The organism is Sulfurimonas sp. hsl 1-7 (assembly GCF_030577135.1).
GTDB lineage: Bacteria > Campylobacterota > Campylobacteria > Campylobacterales > Sulfurimonadaceae > Sulfurimonas > Sulfurimonas microaerophilus.
Window position 1 is genome coordinate 400,350 of record NZ_JAUIRR010000003.1, and the last position, 12,915, is coordinate 413,264.

A 12,915-nucleotide genomic window follows, 5' to 3' on the forward strand; every position below is an offset into this window, starting at 1 on the left:
CCTCTAGGCTATAGAATTTAAAAGTTCCTGCAACTCAGAGAACTTATTAATTTTGTAGCTAGCATCTGAAAAATCGTGTGTTCTAGTAAACTCATTGTGCACTATTACACACTCGATAGAAGCATTTACAGCTGAACTAAGCCCACGTTTTGAGTCTTCAACGATGATGCACTCCTCTTTTGTTGCACCAAATAGCTCCAAGCCTTTTAGATATGGATCGGGATGGGGCTTTGCACGTGGATAATCCTCTACACATAAAACAAACTCCATAAAATCTGTTATTCCCCGCCCACTATGAGCAAGCTCGAAATCCACTCTTCTTGAAGTGGTAACAATTCCCATTTTATAGTTTTTGCTCAGCTCTTTAAGAGTATCTAAAACTCCCTCTATAGCTATCTCTTTTGTTTTTATATGCTCTTGATAATACTCATCTCTTTTTTCTCTGGCAATTACGATCTCATCTTCACTTATCCCTATCTCTTCAGCTATAACCCAAGCACGCTGTCCTTTGGCCATTATCTCCATATAGCGCTCAAAAGTGAGCTCCAAGTCAAAGAACTCTTTTAAAGCTCTCTTACTTGCTTCAAAGTACCACATCTCGGTTTCTATTAAAACACCGTCATTATCAAATAATATATATTTTTTCATACAAAAATTATACTCTATCTTCTCCTATAACTCAAAGCCTCCAACATATGCTCTTTTTTTATCTCTGTAGATTGCACAAGGTCAGCAATCGTTCTTGCCACCTTTTGTAGTTTTTTAATACTTCTAAAACTAAGTGCAAATCGATTAACGGCTAAGTCTAAAACATCTTTTGCACCACTCTCTATTATGCAAAAATGTTCTATCTCCTCATCACTCATTTTTCCGTTAAAACTTTTTTGTCCCCTTTGTCTTGCAAAAATCTGAGCCTCTAATACCACTTTATGCATCTCTTTTGAACTGTACGAAGGTTGATCGTCAGCTGCTACATTTTGCATAACAACATTTATATCAACCCGATCTAAGAAAGGATCACTCAGACGGTTTTTGTACCTTTGGATCTCTAACTCGTTACAACGGCACTCTTTTGTTTCATCTAGCAGATTACCACATGGACAAGGGTTCATAGCTCCTACAAATAAAAAGTTTGCCGGATAGTTCACCTTTGAATTCACACGAGATATCCTAATCTTTCCATCTTGCATCGGTTCCCGTAAGGACTCTAAGACATTTTTTGAAAAATGGGGCAGTTCATCAAAGAAAAGAATTCCATTGTGTGCCAAGCCAACTTCACCGATCTTAGCCTTATGACTCCCTCCTCCAAAGATACTTGCCGATGTGGACGAGTGGTGAGGATTTTTAAAACTTCTATGGGGTTTAAATGTGGGCTCATCCCCTTCAAGAACATCTAGTTTGGCAATCTCTAGGATTTCAGAGTTGCTGAGTGCTGGCAGTATATATCTAAGACGGTTAGCGATCATACTTTTTCCACATCCAGGACTCCCCTCCAAGATGATATTGTGAAAACCTGCCGCTGCAATGATCGAAGCACGTTTTGCAACCTCCTGCCCTTTTACATCATAAAAATCCTCTTTATACTCTTTTATGTAGTAAAGTTTCTCTCCGTTTATCTCAAAGTTTGGATGAGGAAGCTCATTACTCTGGCTTTGAATTACAAGATTCTCCTGCTCTTTTAAAAGTGCTACCGCTTCATTTAAACTCTCCACTCCAAAAAAAGTGACGTTTGGAATTTTTTGGAGTTTGTCTAAAGCTTCTTTTGGAACTATCGCTTTTTGTATAAGGTTTTGATTTGCCAAGGAGAGTATTAGGGGATAGAGTTGAATATTTTCCTTTACAATCCCGTCAAGCCCGAGTTCCCCAAACACAAACCAGTCATGAAAACCCTCTTCTGCATCGTTAAGCAGGATTAAAAGTGCCATTGAGAGGTCAAAATGGCTTCCAGATTTATTTAAAAATTCTAACATATGACTTAGCTATGAATAGTTTAAAAACAGCGTATTTGCTTACTACTTTTAATTTTCATAGGACTATGAATCTTCAATTCATACTTCTATAACTATGAATTTAAACACAAAGGAAAAAAATGGAATTAAATACAAAACAAAACGAAGTCTTAACAGAGATTTTTAATCTCTTAAATATTCAATTAATACAGGAACTAAAAATTACAATCCCTCCACATATCTATCACCCTTTACCAAAGGATTTTAAAACAGTTAAAAGTTCACATATAGAGTATTTAAGTAGTCATTATATTCAAATTATTGCTTTTTCTTCTAAACTACATCGACAAATAAAAATTTGGTTTGGTCCACAAAGAAAACTTAAACTTCCTAATGAAATAATCATAGAATTTGAGTATGCTCCAGAAATTATCTTTCAAATAATTAAAATTATTGAACCAAAAAAACTTCAAATAATAACTTCTAATACTTTATTTGAAAGAAATTCTATTTATGATAAATCGTTTTCAACATTTGATGAATTTAGTAGTAGCTGACTATGTCGAAATAAACGTTCCAATATTTGAAAATGCAAGATATATGTATAATCCATAAAATATTGAAAACTATCATTTTTCAGAAGAAATAGAAAGGCCATGAGAATAACCGAAATAATAAGCTATACCCAATAATATAACCAACCATATAATTTTTAAAAATATACTTGTCTTTCTTTTTTTATAATCAGGTGAGAATATATCATCTTCTTTAATATATCTAATCTCTGTTGTAGGTAAATCCTTACAATCACCCATACAAGAGTACTGATACAATGTGGACATAAACCTAACATATCCCTTACAGTTACCAGTGAACTTACCTAATATTCTTTTATATTGATTAGCTCTACATTTTGTATAATCTTCAATAGCCTTAGTAGCATCTTCTTGTTTCGATAACGGTTGCTTCGTGCATAGTACCCAATTGATATTTATATTTTTTCGTAAACATAGTTCAACAATATTTTTAAGTGGGACTATGCCTCTTCTTCGTTTATTGGAATAGTTTTGAGGTTTAAGTCCTAATGCTTCAGCGATCTCTAAATCCTTTGCTTTACTCAGTCCATCTTCTTTAACTATTGAAGCAAGCTTTCTTTCTAATTCATCATCAAATTCATATGTTACATCCTCTAAACTATTAAGATAAACCTGATATTCTTCTTGAGCTTTCTTTAATGCATCTTTGTTTCCAGAAAATACTTTACCTATTTCCATTTTCTTCACTTTCTCTAGTTTGTCTTACTATTTAACTTTTTGAATACTATTCTTTGGAAATATAAGTCCTTCTGTTGTCATTATGGGGATATTTCCAGGCATACAAAGTAAATCTTGTTTAGGTATATTAAAATCCTTTGTATAAGTTTCCTCAAGATTTTTAATGACTTCTTTATCTTTTAATAGTTCTATCTCTCTACATTCGTCAGCAATAATATTAGAAATATTATAAACATATTTAAAAATATCAATTCCCAGTTCATATATTTTATTATCAATTAATAGTTCTGCTGAATTCGAGAAAATATCAACATTATTAATTATTTCATATTCAATATATTCACATGCTAATTCAATTTGTTTTTCAACATATTTTTTATTCTTATTATTATTTATAAAACTTTTAATGGCTTTTGCAAAATCTTGAATTGAAATAATAAGATGTCTATTGTTGTGATAGACAGCCCATTCTTCTAATTCCACAAAAATACTATATTCTTCTATATCCTCAACATGATGAAAATAATTTCTAATAATTCTTAAAATGACAAATTCAGGAATATTTTTAATATTACAATTAAACTTATCTCTCAGTTTATCACCAACTGAATGTAAATTTTCCAAATAATTCATAAAAGTTGTCATACTACGTTTTTCAGTATTCTCAATTTTTAATAATATAGCTTCACTTTCAAAATATCTATCTATAAATCTATTATCTTCCATGCATCCTCTTTCAGTATATAAAGGTATTCCTATTACCTTGTTTTCTTTCAATTCTTTTATTACGTTCTTCCTCCCATTCAGAAGGAGGATATTGTTTATTCCAAGCATTATATTTTTGAAGTTCTTGTTTTGAAAGTTTCATTCCGTATTGTTTATTAAAATAAAGATAGTCTCTAGCTATTACACCTCTTAGTTCTTCTTTGACTTTGACTCTTTTAGCTTTAAAATCTACTTCAAATTTACATTGTCCATATTGACTATATACTGCTTCTTCAAAATCAAATCTAAAGTTGCTTCTATCACCATTTAGTTCACCGATAGCAGGAAAGAGGTTATGCATATCAGCTTGCATTATTCTAAACTCTTTACTTACTTTCTCACAACACTTACGACCTTTGTATTGCTTTCCTTTAGATGATACACATTTAGGGTTTCCTTCTCTCCAACAAGAGAATTGTCTACCAAAGTTTTCAGCAGGGATTATATGTTCCCACTCTATGCGTCTAGCTCTTTGGTTGACTTTACCTTTTTTAGTATATTCATTTCTAGGCATATAACCACAACTATTTCTATCAATCATATTCTTCTTGTCTTTATAGTTGTACTTACAATCACAATAAACTGTTGTTTGATGATCAGCATAGATTTTACGGAGTTCTTTTTTTGATTTACTAAATGACTCATTTTGAGCGAAAAGAAGTGTTGTTAACAATAGAAGTAATAATACTTTTTTCAAAACTATCCTTATGAATTCAAATCGAATGAATGATTACCAATGCTACAGGCATCATTTGTTATTATGTAATTTAGTGCACTATCCACTACTATACATTTTTTGGATTGTGTTTCCAAGAAAAACAACATTCCATTCTCTATAACTATTTGAAGATTTATATCTGTGAGATTTAAACGTAATTTAGAATTCAATTCAAATAATATTTTATGTTTATTGAGAAATAAAGCATTTTCACATTTATTAATTTGATCAAAAAGACCATATATGTTTCTCGTCCAGTCGATTGAATGACCACTCAATGCAATACCACTTACAATATAAAACTTTCCATTTATTTCTATAGATGAATTTAAGTGTGCATTTAAAAGCTGTTTTGTCGTATCTTCAGAGTAATGATCTATTCCAGATATGCCTTGCATTTCAAATGGCTTTATCAAATACTCCCAATTGTTCTGAATTATTTTAAATATATCTTCTTTATATGGAAACTCATGTGGATATATATTAATAAAATACACCTTATCTTTATCAACCCATGTAAATAACAATTCGTCCCGTCTTTTGGTAAAGTTTATCCCTTGCTTTTTAGTTTTCTCTCGCTCATTGCCAAGGTGAAAATGATGAATACTAAACGCATTTAGCATTAAATCTATATCTCTTTTTTTCGCATCATTCACCGGATAATCAACTACTCCTTTACTTAAAAAAGGTGTTAAATCTTCAGCATTTTTAAATTTGTATGCAAGCTTATTAACTGCTTTTTGAAGCTTTTTATTTTTCTTGTAAAGAGGATTATTACGGAGTTCATCAGACATAATAACTTCTCGTCTACCATACCCAATAAATCTTTTTCTCCAATTTATATAACTGTGCATTAAGTCAACTAGACCAATAGAAGCATCAACTTCTTGATCATAATTGTCAAACTCTTTTATAATGGAGTTTTTAATATTGTTTTCAAAGTCTATATTATTTAGTCTTAGCTCGTTCATGAATTTTCTTTTTAAATAAATAGTTTTTACATTTTATCATTTGACCAATAAGGAGAAGATACCTAAACAGTTAAATACTGCACTAAGTGCGATCATAATTATCTTTTTTTATTGGACTGAGATACCAATGAAGCTGCTAAACCTTTAGTATCATCATTGTATTTATTACTTTTCATTACATCAGATGCTTTTGTTTCCATAGCTTTACCTGTTTCTTTGTTGGTATTAGATTGAGACAAAGCTGATGCTGCTAAACTTTTTGCTGTTTTTGATGATTTTGGATCTCTCAAAACCTTTGAAGCCTTTGAAGCCATTTTTTTTGATGTTTGTTTTTTGTTCATAATATTATCCTTATCAGTTAACAAATTGCCTTTTAAAACTTACTAAGAGACGGTCTTACTAAATTCTATTTATGTTCAAGCAAAATATTTGCACCTTGACATTTGCAACTGTGATTCATATCACGTTTAGTATTGCTGATTTGGCTTATAAATTTCCAACCGTCATTAATAGCATCTTGCAAAGAGCGATATCCTGTATTTGCCTCATTTGCTTCTATACAAATATTGGCACAAGTACTTTCAGTACCGCTATAAGCCCATGAGTCATAAAATGTCATCATAAATTGACCGTTACGATCCCTTAGTTTTTGAATCAATATTTCTTTCTCTTTTAAAGCCTGTTTTTCTGCTAATTTTTTAAGTTGTTGTTCATTTGCTAGTTGCATACGGTAATCCTGTTTCTGCTGCTCTAGCATTGCTAAACGATCATTAAACGCTTTTTTTGTAGTTACAGAGTAATCAAAATATCCAGATTTCTCATTTTTTCCATACATAAAGTATATAGGCTTATTGTCTACAAAACAGGCTTTTCTGTAAGGTACGTTTATAAAATCAAAATCAAAATCCTTCTCGATACCCGATTTCGCTTTACATAGAATTGGTGCAAAATAATACGTTTGGCCAAATTCATATTGATATTTCTTCTCTCTAACTTTGTCGAACTTAGATAAACCTCTTTTTTTCTCCAATATCCCTGAAAAAGTATCTAGTGACATATTAGCCCATTTATTTGTATCATCTTGAGCAGGAAAAGGTGTCCCACTACATCCATTCATTAAAATAGTAAATCCTAATATACCTATAGATAATCCATGTTTTAATTTTATAAACACTACTACTCCTTCTAATTAAATTTTTTCAATTTATAAAAACAATATTATGTTATTATGTTAAAAATAAACATAAAAAGGGCTTAGTATGAAAGCTATTATTACTATTTTGTTTACAACTTTACTTTTATTTGCTGAAAATACTCAGAAATGCAATATCCAAGGTAATGTAGTTGAGAAACAACAGATAAGTAAAGATACTAAATTTGATGAAGTTAAACAAAGAGGATGCTGTTCTTGGCATGGTGGTATAAGTGGATGCTCGAATGGTAGAGTAGTTTGTAATGATGGTACTTATAGTCCATCTTGTACCTGTGTTATTCCATTTAGTCCACTGGGATAATAACTTTAAATAAAATTTTCTAAGAATTTTAATTATTTTAATATTATTAAGTAAGGAATAAACATGTCAAAATCTGTATCACCTACATACTATGTACTATTAACAGTCAGTACATGCCCTGTTGCAGTTCCACTACAAGATTATTGTAGAAAATACCCAGAGGATCCAGAATTCATCAAAGAAAACTGGAAACTTATACAACAAAGTGGGGACCAAGATAATGAAAAAATTATACTTTGTAGTAAACCAGAAGAATGGTCATGTCTAAATAGATAATAATACAACAAAGAAACTCTAAAGTGGTATCGCTAAATGCGACACCCTGAACATTCCTATGCTTTTAACAATATCTCAAGATGTATAGTCACAAAATGTTACCACAAAATATTTATTACATAGTGAACTATACAACTATACGCGCAAATCTGAAAAAAGGATTATCTTGATTTATAAAGATTTTATTGATTTTTACTTTTGAATCAGACGTGAAGACATGGACAATATTCTGATGATGTTGAAATTCTCCCCGCAGTAGTCCAAAGAGCCAATCTCGTTCTTGTAATAATAAAATATCTGTAAAGTTATCCATCCAGATCACTATATTCTCTTGTTTATCTTCCGTTTTAGTAATAAATTCTAAAGCTTCAGATACCGCATAATAATCGTCTTTAGGTAGTTTTACATCTAAAGTATTGTCAAACAGTTGTTTATATTGTTCCAATAATTGTTTAGCTAAGTCTCGAGCATTATGAATATTTTTAAAATCTATATAAATCACTTTTTCTTTTATATTGAGTTTAGTCTTATACTCATTGAGGAATTTATTATTATCTATATTATCTTCAATAAGAACGATACTTTGTCTACAATTTTCAATGTAAAAATCGAGTTCTTTACATTTTTTTTCTAGAGCGAACGACATATATAACTACTCCTCTTTGCAATGGTATTTTAAACAAATAATACACATAAATTATATCATTACAACTAAGAAAGGTATTTATGTCATTACTGTTATTGTGCTATAATTACAAAAAGAGAGTATATCAATTATGACAAGTAGCAATAAAGATTCTGCTTCAGTATCATGCCCTATCAATAGTAATATCTCAAAGATGAATGCTGCACTAAAAAGAATGCCTATTGAAAATAAAATCCCTGAAAGTGCTATTGCTGCTATGAAATCTTTAGCCGAGAGTAATAAAAAATATCTTCGCAATCACTAAGCTGATTGAATCTTTTACAGAAATATAGTAATTTAAAATATGCTTTCTTGTTCGATATAAAATCTATCGATCATATTACCCACTCTATTCTCAGTACTAACTTTCCCAAAATAAACTAATTCATTTTCATTAATTACTTGATAAATATAATACTTGGTACCTATCATTGCTAATCCATACAGTTCTTTTTTATAACTGATTAGTAGAAGATTTCTACCTGTATGCAATAAAGCGTACTCTTTGGTTAATTCTTCTTCTCTATACTTAATTTGAGCCTTATAATAGTTTTTCATCGTATTTATTGTTCTAACATCATCTTTGGATAAAACATGACTACTGATTCCCAAGTTATCTAATAAATCTATCTCTTGTACTACTATCTTCTCATAAAGTGCTTCTTTATGTATTGCAATATTGTAAGAATCTTTTTCCGATATCTGTAGATTTGCTATTATTGCCCTTCTTGCTCGTTCTACTTTAGCTCTTTTTTGTTCAAGGTCCCCTTGAATATAAAATTGTTTTTTGGCTTCAATTGTATTGTCTATAATCCTTTTAAAAAGCCTACGTCCTCTTTCTAGTCTTTCATGCCACTTTATACTTTTAAAGTCCACAAGTGATATTCGTAGAGCCTCTTTCAAAAGTTTGTCTATCTCTTTATCAACTATCTTCTTGTTTCTTCTATCTTCAAAATAGAGCATACACTTTTTAAATCCTAAAACAGAGAAAATCATTGCATCATACTTTGCACCAAGCCAAGAATATTTTCCCCCAGAACCTTTAACATATTCCATGGCATTTAAAATGTCCCTATCAAGAGAAAGTTCAAAATGTTTTTCTAAACAAGAAGATCCAACAGATATCTTAGAATGATTAAATTTGTTTTCTATTACATATCTATTAGTTAAATTGGTTTTTCCACATATACAAGCTGTAGTGTTTTTATCGTGATATTCCATACCAGATAATTCCCATTCTGAAATATTAAAAATATGGCTTTCACAAAGAAGAGATACTCTATCAATAAGGGTGTCATTCTGGTTTTTTGTTCTTTTATGAGACAAATCAATAAAACCAGCATTGTAAATTTTTTCTATTTTATCTTTCGGGATATTTTCATAGATAGCATTGGCAATAAGAATATAATTTTGTTTGTGAGATGTCAACAACTTTCCCATACAATATAATTGTTCTACAAACAATTATATTATGATAAAGTAAAAATCATAATTAATACATTTTACTTTGAGAATATAAAATTAATTATGATTGTTAGCAACATTGTTCTTATTTTTGTAGTTGTATTTACCATCACAATGTTATTCAAACTGATTAAAAAATTTTGAGTGTTATCATTGAAAATAACTTATTTTAGGCATGTCATTTTCAAATTGTAAAATTTTTACTTATTTATATGACTTTTTAAGGATAAATTTGATATAATTGGAGCAATTTATAAATCAATGCTGGAACATTGTTTTATAAAAATAAAATGAATAAAAGGTACATAATGAAAACATTACGTTTTATTTTTGATGCGTTATTGTATATAAATATAAATTAAACACTACTTAAAGTGTTTTATTAATATACAAACGTATTATAGATGTCGTTTTCTGAAAGTACCGAAAGGTAATACATGACAAAAAGAATGTCATACATAAACATGGATAATATCCATTGGGAAGTTATAGTTGCTCTAACTGACAAGTTAAAGCTTTCAGATTCTAAGTATGCTGATGCTGAAAAGAAATACAATGCTGTTAGTAAATGGCTTCATGATTCAGACAATGAGATTTTTAAAGATTCAACGATATATCCTCAAGGCTCTGTAAGACTTGGTACAACTGTTAAACCTTATGGTGCTAACGAACATGATATTGATCTGGTTGTTCATCTACCAAAAGTTAATAAGTATTATTCTTCTGAATATATACATGAATTGATAGGTGACAGACTCAAAGACCATGATACTTATTCTTCAATGTTAAAACCTCTTAAAAGAGGCTGGAGATTAAACTATGCTGGGGACTTTCACTTAGACATCACTCCAGCTATCCCTGATGGTGAATGTAACAATCATTGTCCAATCAACAAACACTATGCAGAGTTTGTTCCTGATTCAGCACTAAGAGATTGGAAGTCTTCAAATCCAAGAGGCTATGCAGAGTGGTTTCATAAAATAGATGAAAAAATGCCAAAGTTTACAACAGATAGTAAAAACTTTGTAGCAACGTTTGAGTCTAGAACTATTGAGGATATACCAAACCAACACAACTTTAAAGGTGTTTTAAAAAGAACTGTGCAGCTTCTTAAAAGACACAGGGACATTTTCTTTAATGAGAAACATATCACATTAAAAGAATATTCACCTATATCAATTTTGATAACGACACTTGCTGCACAAGCATATGAAGATATCTTACAAACTCAAGAGTTATTTGATCCTGTTGTTCTACTAAAAAAAATCATATCAGATATGAAGAAATTTAGGCCAAATGAAAATGGTTTTTACTATTTAGCTAATCCGACAAATCTAAAAGAAAACTTTGCTGAGAAATGGAATAATAGCTCATTATATTCCTATTCTTTTTCTTTATGGATAGAAGCAGTATATAATGATATTGAAGTTATATTAACTTCTAATGGACTCGATATAACTGGAAAAGCTATCAATGATGCTTTTGGTGGAAAATATGGTGAACAGGTTATAGATTCTCTTACCTCTTCAATAGACCAAAGTAGAGAAACTGGTCTTATATCAGGGGTTTTTACTTTAAATGAAATGGCTAAACCTAAAGTTGAAAAAAATACTTTTTTCGGAGCATAGGTATGAGAAAGCAGATTTCTGACGAACAAAGAAGATACGCCCAATATTATAATGCATTGCACTATAATGGGGCCATCCCAATATTTGATAAAATTGTTAAAAAATTTAATGATGGTTTTTGGATGGAGTTTTCACTAAAGCCGACTAAACTAAGTAGAACATACAAAATTGTTTTGATATACATTAATGGATATATGCCTTATAGCTATGTGATATCACCCAATTTAGTCAAAATCTCTCATGATAGGACTGTTCCTCATCTCTATAATCAGGAAACTCAAAGCTTGTGTTTAACTCATCCCAGTCTATGTGAATGGAATAAAAATAAACTTATTGTAGATACATATATACCTTGGATCGCTCATTGGCTATACTACTATGAAGTGTGGCTTCTAAGTGATCAATGGGAAGGTGGTGGTATCCACCCTGGTGATGAAATAGATACCGAATTGAAAAAACTTGCCAAAAAACAAGAAAGTAAAAAACAAAAAAAAGTCTCTAAAGACAAAGTGCAATCTCCATTAAAAATTGCCAACAAAATATATTCAAAGCGTAAAGAACTCGATGAACACCTCCATAAAGACTCAATGGAGGTAGCTATTAATGAATAAATTTCTCAATTTTTTTATAAAAATATATGAAATATGGCAATCAGGAAAAGCAGGTAAAATTGGCACCTCTTTACTTGGTTTTGGAATGATACTTGTTGCTTCTGGAGCTTCTTTTACATTCATTATTGGTTATTCAGATCAAAAAAGAAATGTAAATGCAGCTGTCTCTTCATCTCAAAACCCTGATATGGTTTTATATAGCATAGGTATTCTACTTATAATAATTGGTGCACTAATATTGATAGATACATACAGGAGGCTAATAGCTAACAGAACTGTTATTTATTTTGGAAATCTATTAAAACAGGGAGATTCTGATATCCCTTACTATGCTATGGAAAAAAATGATCAACTTAATGTCACTCCTATTAAACTAGGACTGATTGATTCCTATAAGAAAACAGAAGTTATTGAAGAATATAAACACCTATGTAGATTATTCAAAGACAGAACTGATCATATTGATGCTAAAAAGGTCTATATAGCATCTCTTGCAAGTACCCCATATCTTTATCTTTTAGGTACCTTATTCCGTAATGGGCACATTCAGAATGAGATACTGGATTACAATCGAGACCTGGATAAGTGGTATAGGTTAGACACTATAGGAAATAACTTAAGCAACTGTTTAATGTATGAAGATAACTTTACAACAGTAAATGACAAACTCAACTATCTTTGCAATAGTAATTTTGAATCCATTGGTATAGCTCTATCATATACTTTTCCAATCGATAAAACATCGATTCCACCAGCTCTTCGGGATAAGACAATATTTTTAACTCATGGATTAGGATTTGGTAATGATAAAATTAATAACAAGGCAGCACAAGCTTCTCTTTTGAATGAATTAACAGTATACATAGACAAGCTAAAATCATTTAACAAAAATATTCATTTATTTGTATCTGCACAAGCATCGTTCAATGTTAACCTTGGAAAAAGATATCAAGATAATACTATGGATGAAGTAAAAATATACAACTTCAATGGTTCGTTAAGAGAATACGATTGGTTTATTAGTTTTAATTCTGGGATAGTAAAATAAAAGGATAAAATT

Annotated in this window: 17 protein-coding genes; 7 read left to right on the top strand and 10 right to left on the bottom strand. The window is 30.4% G+C overall.

The annotated features are described in order from the left end of the window. Nucleotides 1–3: 3 nt before the first annotated feature. Together QWY88_RS08585 and QWY88_RS08590 are read right to left on the bottom strand one after the other, a co-directional pair. The gene (locus QWY88_RS08585; RefSeq protein WP_304545977.1) at nucleotides 4–648 is read right to left on the bottom strand and encodes an HAD family hydrolase; all 645 of its coding nucleotides are present in this window, start codon (nucleotides 646–648) and stop codon (nucleotides 4–6) included. 14 nt (nucleotides 649–662) lie between these two features. Beyond that, nucleotides 663–1,970: a YifB family Mg chelatase-like AAA ATPase gene (locus QWY88_RS08590; protein ID WP_304545978.1), complete on the bottom strand. Its 1,308-nt coding sequence runs from the start codon at nucleotides 1,968–1,970 to the stop codon at nucleotides 663–665. A 119-nt stretch (nucleotides 1,971–2,089) separates the two neighbouring features. Here QWY88_RS08590 and QWY88_RS08595 point away from each other — a divergent pair, with 119 nt between their 5' ends. Further along, on the top strand, nucleotides 2,090–2,506 hold the full coding sequence (locus tag QWY88_RS08595) for a hypothetical protein (protein ID WP_304545979.1): 417 nt from the start codon (nucleotides 2,090–2,092) through the stop codon (nucleotides 2,504–2,506). Nucleotides 2,507–2,578: 72 nt separating this feature from the next. Here the strand turns inward: QWY88_RS08595 and QWY88_RS08600 are convergent, their stop codons facing one another. The 6 genes from QWY88_RS08600 to QWY88_RS08625 form a co-directional block, all read right to left on the bottom strand. After that, entirely contained in the window at nucleotides 2,579–3,223 is a 645-nt protein-coding gene (locus QWY88_RS08600) for a hypothetical protein (RefSeq protein ID WP_304545980.1), read from the bottom strand. Between the two features lie 27 nt (nucleotides 3,224–3,250). Continuing rightward, nucleotides 3,251–3,949, bottom strand: coding sequence for a hypothetical protein (locus QWY88_RS08605; RefSeq protein WP_304545981.1), 699 nt, complete (start codon nucleotides 3,947–3,949; stop codon nucleotides 3,251–3,253). A gap of 10 nt (nucleotides 3,950–3,959) precedes the next feature. Beyond that, on the bottom strand, nucleotides 3,960–4,685 hold the full coding sequence (locus QWY88_RS08610) for an endonuclease (protein WP_304545982.1): 726 nt from the start codon (nucleotides 4,683–4,685) through the stop codon (nucleotides 3,960–3,962). 8 nt (nucleotides 4,686–4,693) lie between these two features. Then, nucleotides 4,694–5,677 carry a hypothetical protein gene (locus QWY88_RS08615; protein WP_304545983.1) on the bottom strand — a complete coding sequence of 328 codons (984 nt, stop codon included), beginning with the start codon at nucleotides 5,675–5,677 and terminating at the stop codon, nucleotides 4,694–4,696. A 98-nt stretch (nucleotides 5,678–5,775) separates the two neighbouring features. Further along, nucleotides 5,776–6,018: a hypothetical protein gene (locus QWY88_RS08620; RefSeq protein WP_304545984.1), complete on the bottom strand. Its 243-nt coding sequence runs from the start codon at nucleotides 6,016–6,018 to the stop codon at nucleotides 5,776–5,778. Nucleotides 6,019–6,083: 65 nt separating this feature from the next. Further along, nucleotides 6,084–6,851, bottom strand: coding sequence for a hypothetical protein (locus QWY88_RS08625; protein ID WP_304545985.1), 768 nt, complete (start codon nucleotides 6,849–6,851; stop codon nucleotides 6,084–6,086). Between the two features lie 85 nt (nucleotides 6,852–6,936). On the opposite strand from QWY88_RS08625, the gene QWY88_RS08630 reads away from it, so the two are divergent. Together QWY88_RS08630 and QWY88_RS08635 are read left to right on the top strand one after the other, a co-directional pair. Beyond that, complete coding sequence (locus tag QWY88_RS08630) at nucleotides 6,937–7,191, top strand: hypothetical protein (protein ID WP_304545986.1); 255 nt, start codon at nucleotides 6,937–6,939, stop codon at nucleotides 7,189–7,191. Nucleotides 7,192–7,254: 63 nt separating this feature from the next. After that, nucleotides 7,255–7,467, top strand: coding sequence for a hypothetical protein (locus QWY88_RS08635; RefSeq protein ID WP_304545987.1), 213 nt, complete (start codon nucleotides 7,255–7,257; stop codon nucleotides 7,465–7,467). Between the two features lie 127 nt (nucleotides 7,468–7,594). On the opposite strand, the gene QWY88_RS08640 is transcribed toward QWY88_RS08635, so the two are convergent. Then, nucleotides 7,595–8,113: a hypothetical protein gene (locus QWY88_RS08640; protein WP_304545988.1), complete on the bottom strand. Its 519-nt coding sequence runs from the start codon at nucleotides 8,111–8,113 to the stop codon at nucleotides 7,595–7,597. A gap of 130 nt (nucleotides 8,114–8,243) precedes the next feature. On the opposite strand from QWY88_RS08640, the gene QWY88_RS08645 reads away from it, so the two are divergent. Next, nucleotides 8,244–8,417 (top strand): hypothetical protein, encoded by a 174-nt coding sequence (locus tag QWY88_RS08645; protein WP_304545989.1) that lies wholly within the window; start codon nucleotides 8,244–8,246, stop codon nucleotides 8,415–8,417. Nucleotides 8,418–8,449: 32 nt separating this feature from the next. On the opposite strand, the gene QWY88_RS08650 is transcribed toward QWY88_RS08645, so the two are convergent. After that, a complete protein-coding gene (locus QWY88_RS08650) occupies nucleotides 8,450–9,616 on the bottom strand; it encodes a hypothetical protein (RefSeq protein WP_304545990.1) in 1,167 nt (388 codons plus the stop codon). 437 nt (nucleotides 9,617–10,053) lie between these two features. Between QWY88_RS08650 and QWY88_RS08655 the strand changes: the two genes are divergently transcribed. Genes QWY88_RS08655 through QWY88_RS08665 form a run of 3 tightly spaced genes read left to right on the top strand, consistent with a single transcriptional unit; the run spans nucleotide 10,054 to nucleotide 12,903 of the window. Beyond that, nucleotides 10,054–11,244, top strand: coding sequence for a nucleotidyltransferase domain-containing protein (locus tag QWY88_RS08655; protein WP_304545991.1), 1,191 nt, complete (start codon nucleotides 10,054–10,056; stop codon nucleotides 11,242–11,244). A 2-nt stretch (nucleotides 11,245–11,246) separates the two neighbouring features. Continuing rightward, nucleotides 11,247–11,855 (top strand): type II CBASS E2 protein, encoded by a 609-nt coding sequence (locus tag QWY88_RS08660; RefSeq protein WP_304545992.1) that lies wholly within the window; start codon nucleotides 11,247–11,249, stop codon nucleotides 11,853–11,855. Then, nucleotides 11,848–12,903: an SAVED domain-containing protein gene (locus tag QWY88_RS08665; protein ID WP_304545993.1), complete on the top strand. Its 1,056-nt coding sequence runs from the start codon at nucleotides 11,848–11,850 to the stop codon at nucleotides 12,901–12,903. The genes QWY88_RS08660 and QWY88_RS08665 overlap by 8 nt, the downstream gene beginning before the upstream one ends. The last annotated feature ends 12 nt before the right edge of the window (nucleotides 12,904–12,915 follow it).